The sequence below is a fragment of the Deinococcus sp. genome (assembly GCF_018260555.1).
Classification (GTDB): domain Bacteria; phylum Deinococcota; class Deinococci; order Deinococcales; family Deinococcaceae; genus Deinococcus.
Map to the genome: position 1 here is coordinate 1 of NZ_JAGLBB010000013.1, position 17988 is coordinate 17988.

The following is a 17988-nucleotide window of genomic DNA, read 5'->3' on the forward strand; positions in this document are numbered from 1 at the left end:
CGGCGAGAACAACTGGGTGGACCGCATCTGGGAACTGCTCGACGCCGTCGACAGCTACATCCCCACCCCCGAACGCGCCACGGACAAGACCTTCCTGATGCCCGTGGAAGACGTGTTCACGATCACCGGACGCGGCACCGTCGCGACCGGCCGTGTGGAGCGTGGCGTGGTGAAAGTGCAGGACGAAGTGGAAATCATCGGTCTGCGCGACACGAAGAAGACCACGGTCACGGGGATCGAAATGCACCGCACGCTGCTGGACAGCGGCATGGCGGGGGACAACGTGGGCGTGCTGCTGCGCGGCGTGGCGCGTGACGACGTGGAACGCGGTCAGGTGCTGGCGAAACCGGGCAGCATCAAGCCGCACACGAAGTTCGAAGCGAGCGTGTACGTGCTGAGCAAGGATGAAGGCGGGCGTCACAGCGCGTTCTTCGGCGGGTACCGTCCCCAGTTCTACTTCCGGACGACGGACGTGACGGGCGTGGTGGAACTGCCGGAGGGTGTGGAGATGGTGATGCCGGGGGATAACATCACGTTCGTGGTGGAGCTGATCAAGCCGATCGCGATGGAAGAAGGCCTGCGCTTCGCGATCCGCGAGGGTGGCCGTACCGTCGGCGCCGGCGTCGTCGCCAAGGTCCTGGAGTAATCCAGACACGCACAACGGGGGAGGCCTTCGGGCCTCCCCTTTCTGTGCATGTCTGGTTTATTCGTATCTGGCCCTGCACTCCCCGGTGGCGCTATTCTCCTGCGCTGTGGCAAGACAGCTTCCGGGTATCAGCAAGCACGTGCGGGCGTTCACCGGTACGGAGCACCTGTCCTTCGTAGGCACGGCTAGCCCTGACAAGCGCGTGTATGTTTTGCCGACAGGCCCGGACAGCCTGCGGGGGGCTGAACCGGGTGGCTGAGCGTGACTGGCAGGGAGGAACACCTCGGCCACCCCCCTGTGCATCGGCTTCCGCAAGACCCTGATGCTGTGCGCGCACCCCGCGGCCGCCGCTGGTCCTTCGCACCTACGGGCAGGCGCTTTCTGTTGCAGAACCCAAGTGGGCAGACTTTTGTTTTCCGCGCTGTAGGGCGCGCGGGAGCTGTCTGTCATGAACCTGGACCTCGTGCAGACCTTCTACCCGATGGCAGCACCACTCATGGAATTGGCTCAGGACCTAAAAACCTGGGGGGCCGGATAGGGGACGATGTGAGCCCAGAAGGATCGGGCACGTAACAACGCCGTCTGCGTCGGCGGTTTACCGACCCGGCTGCCGGGCATGGTGGACACCCGACCGTGGATTCTCTATAATTGAAATGTTGCCCGCCAGAAGGCGGGCTTTTACCAGCGGGTCCGGACGCCCACCGCGGCACAAGGGCCACCAAACAGGAACGCTGGGAGCAGACCCCCGGACAGAGGGACTGCGAAGGAGCAACATCATGGCGAAAGACGGCCCCCGCATCATCGTGAAAATGGAAAGCAGCGCAGGCACCGGCTTCTACTACACGACCACCAAGAACCGCCGCAACACGCAGGCCAAGATGGAACTGCGGAAGTACGATCCCGTGGCCAAGAAGCACGTTGTCTTCAAGGAAAAGAAGGTCTGATGTCCCCTGCCGGGCGTGCGCGGCCTGATGGCAGCGGCCCGGCAGTCCGGTGTCGACTCTTTCTCTTTGCGCAGGTGAACGCATGAACTTGATTCAGTACTTCCGTGACTCGCGCGCGGAACTGTCGCGTGTCTCGTGGCCTACCCGCCAGCAGGTGCTGGAGGGAACCCAGGCCGTGGTGATCTTCGTGATTGCCCTGACCCTCATCGTGTACGCGCTTGACCTGCTGTTCAGCAACCTGATTCGGGCGGTGCTTTGATGGGTATTGAATGGTACGCCGTGCACACCTACGTGGGTCAGGAAGACCGCGTGGAGCAGCACCTGATGGACCGCGCCAGCAAACTCGGTATGCGCGGCACGAAAATCTTCCAGGTGCTTCAACCCACCGAGGAAGCCGTGGAACTCCGTGACGGTGGCAAGAAAGAAACCGTGAAACGCAAGCTGTTCCCCGGCTACGTGTTCGTGCAGATGGACATCGAGGACGACGACGCGCCCGGCGAGCTGGGCGAGTCGTGGGAAGTCGTGCGCGGCACGAACGGCGTGACCGGCTTCGTCGGAACGGCCACCCGCCCCGTGCCCCTGTCGCCCGAGGAAGTGCAGCGTCTGCTGGCCTCGGTCGGTGTGGCCGCGCAGCCGGTGGTTGAGGAAGCGCCGCGCGTGAAGATCGACTTCAAGGCGGGCGACATGGTGCGCGTCACGGGCGGTCCGTTCGCGGACTTCAGCGGCGTGATCAGCGAAGTCAACATTCCGCAGGCGAAGGTCAAGGTGCTGGTCAGCATCTTCGGCCGTGAAACGCCGGTCGAACTCGACTTCAGTCAGGTCGCCAAGTAAGTTCCAGCGCGGCCCAGACGCCGCGGCGCACGACCCGCTGGGCTTTTTCGGGCTGCACGCCCGACCCCTGCGGGACGCGCACCTTGGCAAACGCAGCACAAGGCAGTAAAATCGAAAAGTTGCTGTCAATCCACCCAAGGGCGGAAGCGCAGAACTTAGCGTCAGCACCCCGACCCGTCTCCTTCAGGCGGCGCGGCAGGGGGAGCTAAGGAGGAACAGATGAAAAAAGTCGCAGGTGTAGTGAAACTGCAACTCCCGGCAGGGAAGGCCACTCCGGCCCCCCCCGTGGGTCCCGCGCTCGGCCAGTACGGCGCGAACATCATGGAGTTCACGAAGGCGTTCAACGCGATGACGGCCGACAAGGGTGACGCGATCATCCCCGTCGAGATCACCATCTTCGCCGACCGCTCCTTCACCTTCATCACCAAGACCCCCCCCATGAGCTACCTGATCCGCAAGGCCGCCGGCCTGCAAAAAGGCAGCGCCACCCCTAACAAGGCCAAGGTCGGCAAGCTCAACTGGGATCAGGTCCTGGAAATCGCCAAGACCAAGATGCCCGACCTGAACGCCGGTAGCGTCGAAGCCGCCGCGAACACGGTCGCCGGCACCGCGCGCTCCATGGGCGTGACCATCGAGGGGGCCCCGAATGCCTAAGCACGGTAAGCGTTACGAGGCGCTGATCGCCAAGGTGGACCGCACCAAGCAGTACACCATCGACGAGGCCGCCGCACTGGTCAAGGACATCGCCACCGCGAAGTTCGACGAGACCGTCGAGGTGCACTTCCGCCTCGGCATCGACCCCCGCAAGAGCGACCAGAACGTGCGTGGCACGGTCGCCCTGCCCCACGGCACCGGCCGGAGCGTGCGCGTCGCCGTGATCACCAAGGGTGAGAACGTGCAGGCCGCCGAAGCCGCCGGCGCCGACGTGGTCGGCAGCGACGAGCTGATCGACCGCATCGCCGGTGGGTTCATGGAGTTCGACTCTGTCGTCGCCACCCCCGACATGATGGCCGCCGTCGGCCAGAAGCTCGCGCGTCTGCTCGGGCCGCGCGGCCTGCTGCCCAACCCCAAGAGCGGCACCGTCGGTCCCGACGTGGCCGGCATGGTCAAGAGCCTGAAAGCCGGTCGGATCGAGTTCCGTAACGACAAGACCGGCGTCGTTCACGCGCCCATCGGGAAGGCCAGCTTCGAGCCCGGCACCCTGAGCGAGAACTACGCTTCGCTCGTCAGCGCGCTGGAAGCTGCCAAGCCCGGCAGCGCCAAAGGCGTGTTCCTGCGCAGCGCCTTCCTGACCACCACGATGGGCCCCAGCATTCCGCTGAGCCTGTCGCAGGGCTAAGCTCCCCGGGAACCGTTGCCCTCACGGGGAACCAGGTTCCCACCCGGCTGCACCCACCGAGCTTCACCTTACCGCTGGCACCCCGGTGCACTTCTCGCACCTTTCCAATCCGTTTCTTTTCAGGCATCCATGACAGCGGGGACCCTTGCCAGGTTTAAACATCCCGCCGAGTTGTCAGGTGACGAGTACTGCACCTGGACTTGTTCCCATCTAGGAGGTACTGCGTGGCGAACGACAAGAACCAGCAGACCCTCAGCAGCCTCAAGGGCAGCCTTACGGGCGTCGACACGTTCTACGTGGTCGATTACCAGGGCCTGACCGCCGGCCAGCTGGGCAAACTGCGTAAAGACATCCGCGAGAAGGGCGGGCAACTCATTGTTGCCAAGAACACCCTGATCAACCTCGCTCTTCAGGACGGCGGCCGTGACTTTGCCGACGCTCTGAAAGGCCCCAGCGCCATCGTTGTCGCCCAGGAAGACCCCGCCGGGGTCGCCAAGGCACTCAGCGAGGCCGCCAAAGCCAACGACAAGGGCATTCCGACCATCAAGGCCGGCTTTGTCGAAGGCAACCGCGTCGACGTGAAAGTCGTCGAGCGTCTGGCCAGCCTGGGCAGCAAGCAGAGCCTTCAGGGCGAGCTGGTGGGCGTGCTCAGCGCGCACCTCAGCAACTTCGTGGGCGTCCTCGAAGCGTACAAGACCAAGCTCGAAGAACAGGCCTGAACGCCTGAACGGTCCGGGCTGCGGCCTCATGCCACCCGACCGTCCTTCACCGCTTCACCATCTCAAGCACCTATTTCAATTTCGGAGGAATACATCATGGCTTACGACAAACAGGCTCTTATCGACCAGCTCGGCCAGCTCACCATCATGGAACTCGCGGACCTCATCGACGGTCTGAAGGAAACCTGGGGCGTCACCGCCGCCGTCGCCGCTGGCCCCGCTGCTGGCCCCGCCGCTGCCGTTGAGGAGAAGACCGAGTTCGATGTCGTTCTGATCGACGCTGGCGCCAGCAAGATCAACGTCATTAAGGAAATCCGCGCCATCACCGGCCTGGGCCTGAAGGAAGCCAAGGACATGAGCGAGAAGGGCGGCGCACTGAAAGAAGGCATCAGCAAGGACGAAGCCGAGAAGATCAAGGCCCAGCTCGAAGCTGCTGGCGCCCGCGTCGAACTCAAGTAAGTCCCCTTCACCGGGAGTGCAGGCCCCCAGCTTCGGCTGGGGGTTTTTCCGTGCCCGGCCACGTCCGGTTAGTGCAGATTCAGCGCTGCGGTGCCGAGGGGGCCAGCACCCGCAGCCCACCCCTGCCGCCAGCCGTGCAGGCGCCGTTGCGCCACCGGCCCGCCGATTGCCGTGCAGCAGGCGTCCGGGCACCCGGCAGTAGCTGCGAGGCGACGATCATTTCAGCTCTTTCCTCAGGCCCGCTGCCATCTGGAACCATTCGCGTTCCTGGCGGCGGTAGAGGCGGCTGGCCTTCTGCTCGGTTTTGGCCAGGGCGCCGAGCAGGGCGCGGGCTTCGTCTTCCCTGCCCTGCCGGATCAGGTACGCGGCGTAGCGGACGCGGGGTTCCTCGGTGGTGGCGCCGGTGATGGCGTCGCGGTAGGTCTGGTCGGTTTCAGGGAGGTTCTGGGCGTCCTGCGCCTGGGCCAGAAGGGTCAGGGTGCGGGTTCGGGTGGCGGCGCTGGTTTTCAGGTCCACGCGGTTGAGTTTCGCGGCGGCCGGGCCGGGTTCCTGCCGGGCGAGGTCCAGTTCGGCGCTGGTGAGCAGCACGACGGGATCGTCGGCGTAGATGCCGCTCAGGAGGGGCGCCAGGGTGGCCTGTGCGTCGTCGGGGCGTCCGGCGCGGGCCTGCAGGGCGGCCAGGTCAGCGCGGTTCTGGAGGGTATCGCTGTCCTGCAACTGTGCGTGCGCCTCGCGGATGCGCAGGTCCAGTGGCTTCAGGGATTCCACGCCGCGCGCCACGGCCTTCCCGGCCACCCGTGTGCCGCCGCGCAGGCTGGGGATCAGGACCGTGAACACGTACACCAGCGAGAACACCATGCTGAAGATGCCGCCCAGGAACGCGGCGAATCCCAGCGTGAGCATCCAGTACGGTGGCTGCCGGGTGATCAGGGCGTGAACGAGGCCGACGACGGCCAGTCCGCGCAGAATGGTGTAGATCAGGGGCAGATAGGGTTGCAGGGCGTCCACGGCTTTATTCTACGGAGTGGAGGCGGGCCAGACTGCCAATCTGAAGGCAAGGTCAGCGCCTGCCGGGACCCCTACGGGAGGCCGGGCGGGGTGCGTCAGGTCGATTGATTCTGGGGGGCGGCTGCGGCATACTTCTGGGCACCACAGACCGGGCGCGAGCCTTCCGGGAACTTGACCTGTCATGCACAGTGGGTCTATACTGTCCTGTGCTGACCATGATGGGTCGGGCAGGAGCTAGTTGCGGCGAACGGGTCTGCAAAACTAAGCGTTTATTCAGGGACCGCGACCGGAAGGGTTGCGCGTTCCGCCTGCGCCTTTTCCAGCCCCGGAAGGCGCAGCGTTCGACCCAGGGTGCGTGCGAGGTGGACATGAGTTTGACCGGTAAAGAACCCCGCATCGAGCGTTTCGGTGACATTGCGGAAGTGATTCCCCTTCCCAACCTGACAGAAATCCAGGTGAACTCGTTCCGCGCGTTCCTTCAGGCCGACAAGGCCCCGGAGCAGCGTCAGAACGTGGGCCTGCAAAGCGCCTTTAAAGAAGTCTTCCCCATTGACGAGACCGAGAAGGGCCGCAGCACGGGACTCGTGCTCGATTACCTCGAGTACCGTCTGGGCGAGCCGCCCTACACGCCCGAGGAATGCCGTGAGAAGGACGTCACGTACCAGGCGCCCATGTACGCCAAGCTGCAGCTGATCCACAAGGACAGCGGCCTGATCAAGGAAGATCAGGTGTTCCTGGGCGACCTGCCCCTGATGACCGAGGATGGCAGTTTCGTCATCAACGGTGCGGACCGCGTGATCATCTCGCAGATCCACCGCAGCCCCGGCGTGTACTTCACCTCGTCTTACAAGGGCATCAAGAAGATGTACACCGGCGCGATCATTCCCATGCCCAAGCGCGGCCCCTGGATCGAACTGGAGTTCGCGGGCGGCATCCTGGAAATGAAGGTCAACAAGCGCAAGTTCCCCGTGGCCATGCTGCTGCGCGTCCTCGGGTACGACGACGCCAGCCTCAAGTCGCTGTTCACGGAGTTCGAGCCGGACATGGAACTGCCCGAGGACAAGAGCGCGGGCATGGGAGCCGACGAGGCCCTGCTGCGCCTGTTCACAGTGCTGCGCCCCGGCGATCCGCCCAAGCGTGATAAGGCCATTCAATACCTGTACGGTCTGCTGGCCGACCCGCGCCGCTACGACCTGGGCGAGCCCGGCCGTTTCAAGATGAACACCAAACTGGGCGTGCAGCGTGAAGAACGCACCCTGCTGACCTTCGAGGACGGCAAGTTCTCGGACGCCGGTCTGGTGGACACCATCCGCTACCTGATGGCGCTGCAGCACGGCAAGGAAACCGTGGGCATGGCCGACGCGGATGGCGTGATCAATGAAGTGCCGGTCGGCGAGGATGACATCGATCACCTCGGGAACCGCCGCGTGCGCACCGTGGGCGAACTGCTGGCCGACCAGTTGCGCGTCGGCATGGGCCGCATGGCGCGTGGCGTGCGCGAGCGCATGCTGCTGGGCAACCCGGACGCCGCCACCCCCACCAAACTCGTGAATAACCGCCCCATCGTGGCGGCCATGCGCGAATTCTTCGGGCGCAGCCAGCTCAGCCAGTTCAAGGATCAGACCAACCCCCTGTCGGACCTGCGCCACAAGCGCCGTATCTCCGCGCTCGGGCCGGGCGGCCTGACCCGTGAACGCGCCGGGTTCGACGTGCGTGACGTTCACCGTACCCACTACGGCCGTATCTGCCCGATCGAGACGCCCGAAGGCGCCAACATCGGCCTGATCAGCAGTCTGGCCAGCTACGCGAAGGTGAACAACCTGGGCTTCATCGAGGCTCCGTACCGCCGCGTCGAGAACGGACTGGTCACCAGTGACGTGGTCTACATGACCGCCGACATCGAGGACCGTTACACCGTGGCGCAGGCCAACAGCCCGCTGAACGCCGACGGCACCTTCAGTGACGAGCGCGTGCTGGCCCGCCGCAAGGGCGATCCCCTCTGGTACACCCCTGAAGAAGTGGACTTCATGGACGTGTCGCCCAAGCAGATCGTGTCGATCAACACCAGCCTGATTCCCTTCCTGGAGCACGACGACGCCAACCGCGCGCTCATGGGTTCGAACATGCAGTCGCAGGCCGTGCCGCTCGTGCGCGCCGACAGCCCCGCCGTGGGGACCGGCGTCGAGAGCCGCGTGGTCACCGACAGCGGCACCAGCGTCGTCAGTGACGTGACCGGCAAGGTCACCTACGTGGACGCCCGCGTCATCCAGGTCACGCTGACCGAGGACGCCGCCGACCTGGGCCTGAGCGCCGGGAACGTCCGCACCTTCGAGACCGTGCGCTTTACCCGCAGTAACCAGGGCACCAATCTCGACCAGCACCCCATCGTGGATATCGGTGACATGGTCAAGGCCGGGCAGGTCATCGCCGACGGTCCCGCCAGTGACCTGGGCCGCCTGGCGCTCGGTCAGAACATCACCATTGCGATCATGCCCTTCGACGGCTTTAACTTCGAGGATGCCATCTGTATCAGCGAGGGCCTGGTGCGCAAGGACTTCTACACGTCCGTGCACATCGAGAAAGACGAGATCGAAGCGCGTGACACCAAGCTCGGGCCGGAAAAGATCACCCGTGACATCCCGGGCCTCTCGGAAGCGGCCCTGCGCGACCTGGACGAGGACGGCATCGTGCGCGTCGGCGCCGAAGTCAAACCCGGTGACATTCTGGTCGGCAAGACCAGCTTCAAGGGTGAAAGCGAACCCACCCCGGAAGAACGCCTGCTGCGCTCGATCTTCGGTGAGAAGGCCCGCGAAGTGAAGGACACCAGCCTGCGCGTGCAGTCCGGCCAGGGCGGGATTGTCGTGAAGACCGTGCGCTTCCGGCGCGGCGACGAGGGCGTGGACCTCAAGCCCGGCGTGCGTGAAATGGTGCGCGTGTACGTGGCCCAGAAACGCCAGTTGCAGGTCGGGGATAAGGTCGCCAACCGCCACGGGAACAAGGGCGTGGTCTCCAAGATCATGGCCCCCGAGGACATGCCCTACCTGGAAGACGGCACCCCCGTCGATCTGGTGTTCAACCCGCTGGGCGTGCCTTCGCGCATGAACCTGGGGCAGATCCTGGAAACCCACCTGGGTGAAGTGGCCCGCCTGACCGGTCAGAAGTTCGAAACGCCCGTGTTCGACTCCGTGACCGAGGCGGCCATCAAGGAAATGCTGGAGGTCGCTGCGGCGGAACGCCTCCAGGCCCGCAAGGACGACGGCTTCGAACTCGACAAGCGCGAGCAGGAAGTCCTCGACCGCGCCGGGAAGGTCGGCGTTGTCGACGCACCGCGCGGCGATTACGAGCGAGCGCAGATGCAACTGGCCCGTACCGGCAAGAGTGTCCTGTACGACGGCCGGAGCGGCGAGCCCATCAGCGGCCCGGTCGTGGTCGGCACCATGTACGTCATGAAGCTGTACCACATGGTGGAAGACAAACTGCACGCCCGCAGCACCGGCCCGTACTCGCTGATCACCCAGCAGCCGCTGGGCGGGAAGGCGCAGTTCGGTGGTCAGCGCTTCGGCGAGATGGAAGTGTGGGCGCTCGAAGCGTACGGCGCCGCGCACGTCCTGCAGGAAATGCTGACGATCAAATCCGACGACATCGACGGACGCGACGCCGCGTACCAGAGCATCGTCAAGGGTGAGGAAGTGTCGGGCAGCACCATCCCCGAGTCGTTCAAGGTGCTCGTCAAGGAACTCCACTCGCTGGGCCTGGATGTCGAGGTGCTCGACACGCACGACAAGAACGTCGACATCTTCGAAGGCATGATGCCCAAGCGCTAAGGCGCTGCGCACCGGTCGAGAGTGGATAGTTGATGGTTGACAGAGCAACCGACACGTCAATCCATCAACTATCCCCCATCCTCCATCAACAACTCCGAAGGAGTTCGAATGAAAGATTTCAGCAAAGTTCGTATCGCCATCGCCAGCCCGGAGAAGATCCGCGAGTGGTCGTTCGGTGAGGTCGAGAAACCCGAGACCATCAACTACCGCACCCTGAAGCCCGAGCGTGAGGGTCTGTTCGACGAGCGTATCTTCGGGCCGCAGAAGGACTACGAGTGCGCCTGCGGGAAGTACAAGCGCCAGCGTTACGAGGGCAAGGTCTGCGAGCGCTGCGGTGTGGAAGTCACGAGCAGCAAGGTGCGCCGCTACCGCATGGGTCACATTGACCTGGCGACGCCCGCCGCGCACATCTGGTACGTGAAGGACACGCCCAGCAAGATCGGTACGCTGCTGGACCTGTCGGCCGGTCAGCTGGAGAAGGTGCTGTACTTCAGCTCCTTCCTGGTCACCACGCCCCGCAACGCGCAGAAGGACGGCCGCCCGCTCAAGCGCGGCGAACTGCTCAGCGACGACGAGTACCGCGAACTGCGCTTCGGTCGCCAGGAGACGTACACCCTGACCGGCGGCGTGGAAGCCGAGGTGCGTGACGGCGAGTACGTCACGCGCGGCCAGGTGCTGGGCGGCACGGTCGTCAGCAAGATGGACGGCCTGGCGCAGTACCGCTTCCCGCGCCGCGCCGTGATCGCGTACGCCGAGGAAGTCGAGGCCAGCCTGCCGCTGCCCGCCGACGCGCTCGTCGAACAGGACGCCTTCCGCGCCGGTGAGATCCTGGCGGAACTCGAAGCCGACGTGCAGATCACTGCTCCGGTTCAAGGCACCGTGTTCCTGCACGAGATGGGCGAGGACAGCGTCATGGTCGAGATTCGCGAGACCCTGGCCGCCACGCCCGCCACTGAGGACGAGGAAGAGACCCCCGCGCCCATGGGCGAGGTCCTGAGCCGCGTGTACGTGCCTCACGGCATGAACGTGCAGGTCGTGCCTGGCGAGATCGTCGAGGAGGGAGCCGTCCTGGCCGACGCGGCGGCGGGAACGCGCCTGCGCGTCAGTCGTGACAGCCGCCTGTCGGCCGTCACCTTCCCCAAGAAGAAGGGGGACGTGACCGTCACCGCGCACTGGACGCGCCGCGCCGAGCACGGCATCCAGCCGCAGATGCACGTTCTGACCGCAGACGGCAGCGACGTGCGCCGGGGCCAGAAGATCATCGGGGCCATCGACAAGGAAGAGGAAGTCATCGCGCAGGCCGATGGTGTCATCACCCTGCACAACCCTGCCAGCATCATCGTCAGCAAGGCCAAGGTGTACACCTACGAGGACGAGCCTCTGGTCGTGAACGGGGACCGCGTCGAGCCCGGCGATGAACTCGCCGACAGTGGCAACCTCAAGAGCGACATCAGCGGCCGCATCGAGATCGACCTGGTGCGCAAGCAGGTCCGCGTGATCGAGTCGTACGACTTTGAAGCGAAGATGGGCGCCGAGGCCGTCAAGGAACTCCTGGACGACCTGAACCTCGACGAGCTGGAAGTCGAACTGAACGAGATGATGAAGGACTCCAGCCGTCACAAGCGCGCCAAGGCCCGCAAGCGCCTGGAAGTGACCCGCGCCTTCAAACGCAGCGGCAACCACCCCAGCTGGATGATCCTGAACACCGTGCCCGTCATGCCCCCGGACCTGCGTCCGATGGTGCAGGTGGACGGCGGCCGTTTCGCGACCAGCGACCTGAACGACCTGTACCGCCGCCTGATCAACCGCAACAACCGCCTGAAGAAACTGATGGGCCAGGGCGCGCCGGACATGATCATCCGCAACGAGAAGCGCATGCTTCAGGAGGCGGTGGACGCCCTGATCGACAACGGGCGCCGCGGCAGTCCCGTCACCAACCCCGGTTCCGACCGCTCGCTGCGTTCCCTGACCGACCTGCTCGGCGGGAAACAGGGCCGCTTCCGTCAGAACCTGCTGGGTAAGCGCGTGGACTACTCCGGCCGCTCCGTGATCGTGGTCGGCCCGCAGCTGAAACTGCACCAGTGCGGTGTGCCCAAGCGCATGGCGCTCGAACTGTTCAAGCCGTTCCTGTTCAAGGTGCTTGAAGAGAAGGGCGAGGTCACGAACATCAAGCAGGCCCGCAAGATGCTCGAACGCTACCGCGACACCCGTGACACCGTCTGGGACGCCCTGGAAGAGGTCATCGAGGACAAGGTCGTGCTGCTCAACCGCGCGCCCACCCTGCACCGACTGGGCATCCAGGCCTTCGAGCCTGTGCTGGTCGAGGGTCAAAGCATCCAGTTGCACCCGCTGGTCTGTGAAGCCTTCAACGCCGACTTCGACGGCGACCAGATGGCCATCCACGTTCCCCTGAGCGCACAGGCGCAGGCCGAAGCGCGCATTCAGATGCTCAGCTCGCACAACCTGCTGTCCCCCGCGAACGGCGAGCCGAACGTCAAGCCCAGCCGCGACATCATCCTGGGGATCTTCACGCTGACCCTGCTGCGCACCGACAACCTCGGCGCGGGCAGCGAGTTCAGCAGCGAGCAGGACGCCCTGGCCGCGCTGGACGACGGCAAGATCGCGCTGAACAGCTCCATTACCGTGAACGGCCGGGAAACCAGCGCCGGACGCCTGAAGTACGTCTTCTCCAACCCGGACGAGGCGATCATGGCCGTGAACCGCGGCACCATTGACCACCAGGACTTCGTGCGCATCCGCCTGAACGGCGTGACGTACGACACCAGCGCGGGCCGCGTGATGTTCCGCCGGATCGTGCAAGAGGCGCTGGGCACCCAGGCCGCCCTGGTCGATACCCTCGTGAACCTGGAAACGGCGTACGAGAAAGACCACCTGAAAGACATGATCATGGCGTGCTTCAAGCACCTCGGGATCGAGGCGACCGCCGGGCTGCTCGACGGCCTGAAGGACGCGGGCTTCAAGCTCTCCACGACCTCGGGCATCACCATCGGCATCGACGACATCGTCATCCCGCCCGCCAAGACCGCGATCCTGGCCGAGGCGGACGCCAAGGTCGCCGAGATCGAGCAGAACTTCGAGTTCGGCTTCATGACCGAGGAAGAACGCTACAAGCAGGTCGTGCAGCTCTGGAACGACACGAAGGATGAAGTCAAGAACGCCATGTTCGACAACTTCAGCAAGAACTACCCCTTCAACCCGCTGTGGATCATGAGCCTCTCGGGCGCCCGTGGTAACGCGCAGCAGATCACGCAGCTCGCCGGGATGCGCGGCCTGATGGCCCGCCCCGACGGCAGCACCATCGAAGTGCCGATCCGCGCCAGCTTCCGCGAGGGCCTGTCCGTGCTGGAGTACTTCATCAGCACCCACGGCGCCCGTAAGGGTGGGGCCGACACCGCGCTGCGAACCGCCGACTCCGGCTACCTGACCCGCAAGCTGGTCGATGTGGCCCACGAGGTCGTCGTGCGCGACGTGGACTGTGGCACCACCGACTACACCTCCATCCCGCTGGGCGCCGTGGACGAGCGCACGGGCGAGTGGCGCAGCCGCAAGGCCAGCGAGATCGAAACCAGCATCTACGGCCGCACCCTGACCGACGCCGTGGAAGTGGATGGCCACACCATCGAAGCCGACGCCATGCTCTCCCTGGAAGACGTCAAGGCCATCACCCAGAACGCCAAGGTTCTCCAGAGCGTGTTCGTGCGCACCCCGCTGAACTGCCGGGTCAAGAGCGGCGTGTGCCAGAAGTGCTACGGCTACGACCTCTCGCAGGCCAAGCCCGTCAGTATGGGCGAAGCGGTCGGCGTGGTCGCTGCCGAATCCATCGGGGAACCCGGCACGCAGCTCACCATGCGTACCTTCCACACGGGCGGGGTCGCCGGGAGCGGCGGCGGTGACATCACCATGGGTCTGCCCCGCGTGATCGAACTGTTCGAGGCCCGCAAGCCCAAGACCAGCGCGGCCGTGGCTGACCGCGACGGCACCGTGCGTATCGAGGAAGAGGAAGAACGCTACCTCGTGCGCATCGAGGCCGACGACGATCAGTACTCCAGCAAGACCGCCACCAAGATCAGCAAGAGCCTGCGCATGGTCGTCAAGGACGGCGACCGCGTCGAGGCCGGCCAGCCCCTGACGCGCGGCGCCATAAACCCCCACGACCTGCTGCTGTACAAGGACACGGACGCCGCCCAGCGCTACCTGGTGGAAGAAGTGCAGCGCGTGTACCGTAGCCAGGGCGTGAAGGTCCACGACAAGCACATCGAAGTGATCGTCCGGCAGATGCTCCGCTGGGTGGAAATCACCGACGGCGGCGACACCGAACTGCTCGAAGGGCAGACCGTGGAACGCTGGGAAGTCGATCAGGCCAACGACCTGCTCGAGGAAGGCCAGACGCCCAGCTCCTGGAAGCCCGTCCTGCTGGGCATCACCAAGAGCAGCCTGACCACCAAGAGCTGGCTGTCCGCTGCGAGCTTCCAGCACACCACGCACGTTCTGACCGAGGCCAGCATGAAGGGCCAGGTCGACGACCTGATCGGCCTGAAGGAAAACGTCATCCTCGGGAAACTGATTCCCGCCGGGACCGGCCTTCAGACGGTGCGCGACATGCAGGTCGCCGACGACCGCACCCTCGAGAAGTACGGCGAGAACAACTCCAGCAGCGACTCCGTTACCGGGGACCGCAGCTACGACGACACCCGCCCCGGCGTCGTGAACGACAACGTCACGTACACCAACTGAAGTTGATGAACGAGGGTTGACGGGCAACAGCCGGTCACCACTTAAAGAAGTTCCCCCACCCGTTTCCAGGTGGGGGTCTTTCCATGCTGCGCCGGGCCAGACCGCGCACTGCAAACAGGGTCGCCGTGAACGTCAGGGGCGCGGCAGGCGGGGAGCGTGGCGGGGCTGTGGGGCCGGAGCTGTAGGGAGAGCGGGTGGTTACGCGTCGAGTTCCTGGCCGACCTCTTTCATCAGGCGCTCGTCGTACAGTCCGGCGTAGTGTTCCCCGAGGGTCACGAGGAATTTCATTTCTTCGCGGGTGGTGCTGGCGCTCAGGCGCGTCTCGAAACTCAGGAGGAGCGCCCCGTACGCCAGGCAGGCCGACCCGGCAATGGCAATCACGATGGGCAGCAGTCCCGCCGTTCGGTTCAGCAGGGAGCTACTGCCGATCAGGATGCTGGTCAGGACCAGCAGCGCCACGGCGAGGTACAGCGAGGTCATGGCCCGCACGATGATGCGGCTGCGCCGCGCGAGTCGCGGGAGTTGCTTCACGATCAGGCGTTTTTCCTCGCGGGCCAGCCCTTCCTGACGGCCGTCCTCGGTGACCAGCACCTTGAAGCGGGCGGTCAGCTGCCGGACGCGGTCGGTCACGCGGCCCAGGCGACTGCTGGTGCTCATGAGCAGCGTCCCGGCGCCGCTGATCAAAACGGCCGGGGTGATCATAGCGGTAAGAACCTGAAGGCCTGAATCTGCCATGCCATCAGGGTACGCGCTCAGGCGGGCCAGGACAGCGGCCTGATACGGACTGCGCTCCATGGCGCAAAGGGACGTGTTCCTCCTCGCCTCCGCCGGGACTCGATCAGAACCACAGCGAATCAATCGGAATCCGTATTAGGTCTGCCGGGGCGGCTGGGCTACCCTGGTGGGATGTGGGTGTCAGGTCGGGCGGGGGCGGTGCCGGGAAGCGTGTTCGCGTTGATGGACGCGGCGAAGGGTGAGGCGCGGGCAGCGGGCCGGAGCGTGATTGACCTGAGTATCGGGAGCAGTGATCTGCCCCCGCCGGACCCGGTGCTGGAGGTACTGCGGGAGGCGACGCGGGACGCCGGGACGTACCGGTATCCGCTGTTCAGTGATACGGCGCCGCTGCGGGAGGCGGCGGCCGCTTACCTGGACCGCCGCTTCGGGGTGCAGGTAGACGCCGGGCGCGAGGTCTTGCCGCTGATCGGCGCGCAGGAGGGACTGGCTCACCTGCTGCTGGCCGTGACGGACCCAGGTGAGACGCTGCTACTGCCGGACCCGTGCTACCCGCCGTACCTGGGTGCGGCGGCCGTGGCGGGCCTGAACGTGCTGACGCTGCCGCTGCGCTCCGAGCGAGGGTTCCTGCCGGACCTGGGAAGCGTGCCGCAGGGGGTGCAGGCGCGCGTGCTGCTGCTGAACTACCCGAACAACCCGACATCGGCGGTGGCGGACGTGGCGTTCTTCCAGGAGGCGGCCGCGTGGTGCCGGGCGCGCGGCACGCTGCTGGTACACGATCACCCGTATGCGGAACTGACCTTCGGGGAGTACCGCGCGCCGAGTGCGCTACAGGCCGGGCTGGACGGCGTGATCGAGCTGCACTCGCTGAGCAAGACGCATCACATGGGCGGGTTCCGGGTGGGGTTCGCGGCGGGGGACGCCGGGGCGGTCGCGGCGCTGGCGCGCGTGAAGGGGGCCATCGATTTCCACGCGTACCTGGGCATTCAGCGGGCGGCGGCGCATGCGCTGGCCCTGCCGGACGCAGTGGGCCGGGCGGGCGCGGCGGTGTTCGAGGCGCGGCGTGACGCGCTGATCCCAGAGTTGCGGGCACTGGGCTGGGAGGTGGCGACACCGCAGGCCAGCATGTACGCCTGGGCACGCGTGCCGGGCCTGCGGAACAGCGTGGCGTTCGCGCTGCAGGCCGCGCGGCAGACGGGTGTGGCGCTCAGTCCGGGCGCGGCGTTTGGGGCGGGTGGCGAGGGTTTCGTGCGCTTCGCACTCGTTCAACCGCCGGGGGTGCTGCGGGAAGCGGCGCGTCTGCTGGGCACCGTCCCGGTCAGCTAAGGACAACGGTGAGGGGTAGGCCATTCGTGCTGGAGACACCGATCTGCTGACGGGCTAGCCCCTCATTGACGGCCGAAGGGCAGGCGAGGGGAGGGGTGCCGGTCAACCCGGCGGGCGCGCCTACTTATCGAACTTGCCGTATCCGGCGGCGCTGCGGCGCTGCGCTCCGCGGGCGTAGTCCAGTTGCATCTCGACGGTCTCGTGCTTGCCTTCGGTGAAGGTGCTGTCGTGAATCCAGTAGTTGAGGCGGTCGTCGCCGAGCTGCACCCAGAACTTGTGCTCGTCCTCGGGGTCGCGCCAGAATGCCACGTGATCGTAGGCGTTCTTCTCGGCCCAGACCTGGATGTCCGTGAGGACCCGGGCAGCCTTGGGGTGGGTCATCTCGAATTCCTTGCCGTCTGCCTGGTTGCGGAACTTGATCTCGACCATGGTGTGTGCAGCGTAACAGACCGGCCGGGTACGGGGGCTCGAACTTCCTGAGCGTCCCTTCAGGCACGCGCGGCCAAGAGTCTAGGGGGCGCGGTATGCTCCGGCGCGATGACCCATGGGGCGATGACGGACATGACACTGGACCGGAGCGGCGGATTGAAGGTCACGACCCTGAACGTGAACGGGCTGCGCAGTGCACTGCGCAAGGGACTGGCGGACTGGGTGGACCGCGAGGGCCCGGACGTGCTGCTACTCCAGGAGGTGCGCGCTGACCCCATGCCGGGCGCGCTGGCGCACCTGGGCTACGAGGGGGCGTGGTTTCCGGCGCGCAAGGCCGGGTACAGCGGCGTGGCGGTCCTGTCGCGCCGGGGTCTGGAGGACGTGCAGGTCGGGATGCAGCACCCCGAGATGGACGCCGAGGGCCGGGTGGTGAGCGCGGTGGTGCAGGGCGTGCGCTTCGTGAGCGTGTACCTGCCGAGCGGTAGCAGCGGCCCGGAGCGTCAGGGGTTCAAGGACCGCGTGCTGGGGGATTTTCAGGCGTGGACGGACGCGTTGCTGACCGGGGGGCGGCCGGTGGTGATCGGCGGGGATTACAACGTCGCGCACCGGGAGATAGACCTGAAAAACTGGCGTGGCAATCAGAAGAACAGTGGGTTCCTGCCGCACGAGCGCGAGTGGATGACCCGTCACCTGGCGGGCGGCCTGACCGACACGCACCGCGTGTGTCTGGGCGACCGGGCGGAGTACACCTGGTGGAGTAACCGCGCCGGCGCCTACGCGAAGAACGTGGGGTGGCGCATCGATTACCTGCTGGCCTCGGGCGTGACCGTGCGGGACGTGCGGGTGGCGCGGGACGCGCGTCTGAGCGATCACGCGCCGCTCAGCGGGTACGTGCTGAGCGGCGCGTAAGGGCCGGTCAGGTGAGAGAGGCGCGGCGCGTGTTATGCTGACCGTGCTGCCGGGTTCAGGACAGCGC

The 17988-nt window shown here is 65.6% G+C and carries 15 protein-coding genes; 12 read left to right on the plus strand and 3 right to left on the minus strand.

The features are described 5' to 3' along the window. From QZ271_RS04090 to rplL, 8 genes are all read left to right on the plus strand, one after another. On the plus strand, positions 1-646 hold a 646-nt coding region (locus QZ271_RS04090), incomplete at its 5' end, for an EF-Tu/IF-2/RF-3 family GTPase (RefSeq protein ID WP_291429243.1). Positions 647-1422: 776 nt separating this feature from the next. Further along, complete coding sequence (gene rpmG / locus QZ271_RS04095; RefSeq protein WP_022800165.1) at positions 1423-1590, plus strand: 50S ribosomal protein L33; 168 nt, start codon at positions 1423-1425, stop codon at positions 1588-1590. An 82-nt stretch (positions 1591-1672) separates the two neighbouring features. Beyond that, a complete protein-coding gene (gene secE / locus QZ271_RS04100; RefSeq protein ID WP_189065881.1) occupies positions 1673-1849 on the plus strand; it encodes a preprotein translocase subunit SecE in 177 nt (58 codons plus the stop codon). Further along, entirely contained in the window at positions 1849-2421 is a 573-nt protein-coding gene (nusG, locus tag QZ271_RS04105; RefSeq protein ID WP_291429247.1) for a transcription termination/antitermination protein NusG, read from the plus strand. Before secE ends, nusG begins: the two co-directional genes overlap by 1 nt. 219 nt (positions 2422-2640) lie before the next feature. Beyond that, a complete protein-coding gene (gene rplK / locus QZ271_RS04110) occupies positions 2641-3075 on the plus strand; it encodes a 50S ribosomal protein L11 (protein ID WP_291429249.1) in 435 nt (144 codons plus the stop codon). Continuing rightward, positions 3068-3760 (plus strand): 50S ribosomal protein L1, encoded by a 693-nt coding sequence (gene rplA / locus QZ271_RS04115; protein WP_291429251.1) that lies wholly within the window; start codon positions 3068-3070, stop codon positions 3758-3760. The genes rplK and rplA overlap by 8 nt, the downstream gene beginning before the upstream one ends. Before the next feature lie 224 nt (positions 3761-3984). After that, positions 3985-4479 carry a 50S ribosomal protein L10 gene (gene rplJ, locus QZ271_RS04120; protein WP_291429254.1) on the plus strand — a complete coding sequence of 165 codons (495 nt, stop codon included), beginning with the start codon at positions 3985-3987 and terminating at the stop codon, positions 4477-4479. Between the two features lie 96 nt (positions 4480-4575). Beyond that, the gene (rplL, locus tag QZ271_RS04125) at positions 4576-4938 is read left to right on the plus strand and encodes a 50S ribosomal protein L7/L12 (RefSeq protein ID WP_291429256.1); all 363 of its coding nucleotides are present in this window, start codon (positions 4576-4578) and stop codon (positions 4936-4938) included. A 216-nt stretch (positions 4939-5154) separates the two neighbouring features. Here the strand turns inward: rplL and QZ271_RS04130 are convergent, their stop codons facing one another. Continuing rightward, the gene (locus tag QZ271_RS04130) at positions 5155-5946 is read right to left on the minus strand and encodes a hypothetical protein (protein ID WP_291429258.1); all 792 of its coding nucleotides are present in this window, start codon (positions 5944-5946) and stop codon (positions 5155-5157) included. Between the two features lie 368 nt (positions 5947-6314). Between QZ271_RS04130 and QZ271_RS04135 the strand changes: the two genes are divergently transcribed. Next, positions 6315-9770 carry a DNA-directed RNA polymerase subunit beta gene (locus QZ271_RS04135; protein ID WP_291429260.1) on the plus strand — a complete coding sequence of 1152 codons (3456 nt, stop codon included), beginning with the start codon at positions 6315-6317 and terminating at the stop codon, positions 9768-9770. A gap of 108 nt (positions 9771-9878) precedes the next feature. Further along, a complete protein-coding gene (locus tag QZ271_RS04140; RefSeq protein ID WP_291429262.1) occupies positions 9879-14525 on the plus strand; it encodes a DNA-directed RNA polymerase subunit beta' in 4647 nt (1548 codons plus the stop codon). 198 nt (positions 14526-14723) lie between these two features. Here the strand turns inward: QZ271_RS04140 and QZ271_RS04145 are convergent, their stop codons facing one another. Further along, the gene (locus QZ271_RS04145; protein WP_291429264.1) at positions 14724-15260 is read right to left on the minus strand and encodes a DUF2721 domain-containing protein; all 537 of its coding nucleotides are present in this window, start codon (positions 15258-15260) and stop codon (positions 14724-14726) included. 171 nt (positions 15261-15431) lie between these two features. On the opposite strand from QZ271_RS04145, the gene QZ271_RS04150 reads away from it, so the two are divergent. After that, positions 15432-16583 carry an aminotransferase class I/II-fold pyridoxal phosphate-dependent enzyme gene (locus tag QZ271_RS04150; RefSeq protein ID WP_291429266.1) on the plus strand — a complete coding sequence of 384 codons (1152 nt, stop codon included), beginning with the start codon at positions 15432-15434 and terminating at the stop codon, positions 16581-16583. Positions 16584-16703: 120 nt separating this feature from the next. Here the strand turns inward: QZ271_RS04150 and QZ271_RS04155 are convergent, their stop codons facing one another. Further along, a complete protein-coding gene (locus QZ271_RS04155; RefSeq protein WP_291429268.1) occupies positions 16704-17012 on the minus strand; it encodes a hypothetical protein in 309 nt (102 codons plus the stop codon). A 108-nt stretch (positions 17013-17120) separates the two neighbouring features. Here QZ271_RS04155 and QZ271_RS04160 point away from each other — a divergent pair, with 108 nt between their 5' ends. Further along, positions 17121-17921, plus strand: a complete 801-nt coding sequence (locus tag QZ271_RS04160; protein WP_291429270.1) for an exodeoxyribonuclease III — start codon at positions 17121-17123, stop codon at positions 17919-17921. Positions 17922-17988 lie beyond the last annotated feature (67 nt).

Bases quoted from the DNA above. Each gene is read 5' to 3' on its own strand.
- rpmG (WP_022800165.1), top strand. From the start codon at position 1,423: ATGGCGAAAGACGGCCCCCGCATCATCGTGAAAATGGAAAGCAGCGCA.
- secE (WP_189065881.1), top strand. From the start codon at position 1,673: ATGAACTTGATTCAGTACTTCCGTGACTCGCGCGCGGAACTGTCGCGT.
- nusG (WP_291429247.1), top strand. From the start codon at position 1,849: ATGGGTATTGAATGGTACGCCGTGCACACCTACGTGGGTCAGGAAGAC.
- rplK (WP_291429249.1), top strand. From the start codon at position 2,641: ATGAAAAAAGTCGCAGGTGTAGTGAAACTGCAACTCCCGGCAGGGAAG.
- rplA (WP_291429251.1), top strand. From the start codon at position 3,068: ATGCCTAAGCACGGTAAGCGTTACGAGGCGCTGATCGCCAAGGTGGAC.
- rplL (WP_291429256.1), top strand. From the start codon at position 4,576: ATGGCTTACGACAAACAGGCTCTTATCGACCAGCTCGGCCAGCTCACC.
- QZ271_RS04135 (WP_291429260.1), top strand. From the start codon at position 6,315: ATGAGTTTGACCGGTAAAGAACCCCGCATCGAGCGTTTCGGTGACATT.
- QZ271_RS04140 (WP_291429262.1), top strand. From the start codon at position 9,879: ATGAAAGATTTCAGCAAAGTTCGTATCGCCATCGCCAGCCCGGAGAAG.
- QZ271_RS04145 (WP_291429264.1), bottom strand. From the start codon at position 15,260: ATGGCAGATTCAGGCCTTCAGGTTCTTACCGCTATGATCACCCCGGCC.
- QZ271_RS04150 (WP_291429266.1), top strand. From the start codon at position 15,432: ATGTGGGTGTCAGGTCGGGCGGGGGCGGTGCCGGGAAGCGTGTTCGCG.
- QZ271_RS04155 (WP_291429268.1), bottom strand. From the start codon at position 17,012: ATGGTCGAGATCAAGTTCCGCAACCAGGCAGACGGCAAGGAATTCGAG.
- QZ271_RS04160 (WP_291429270.1), top strand. From the start codon at position 17,121: ATGACCCATGGGGCGATGACGGACATGACACTGGACCGGAGCGGCGGA.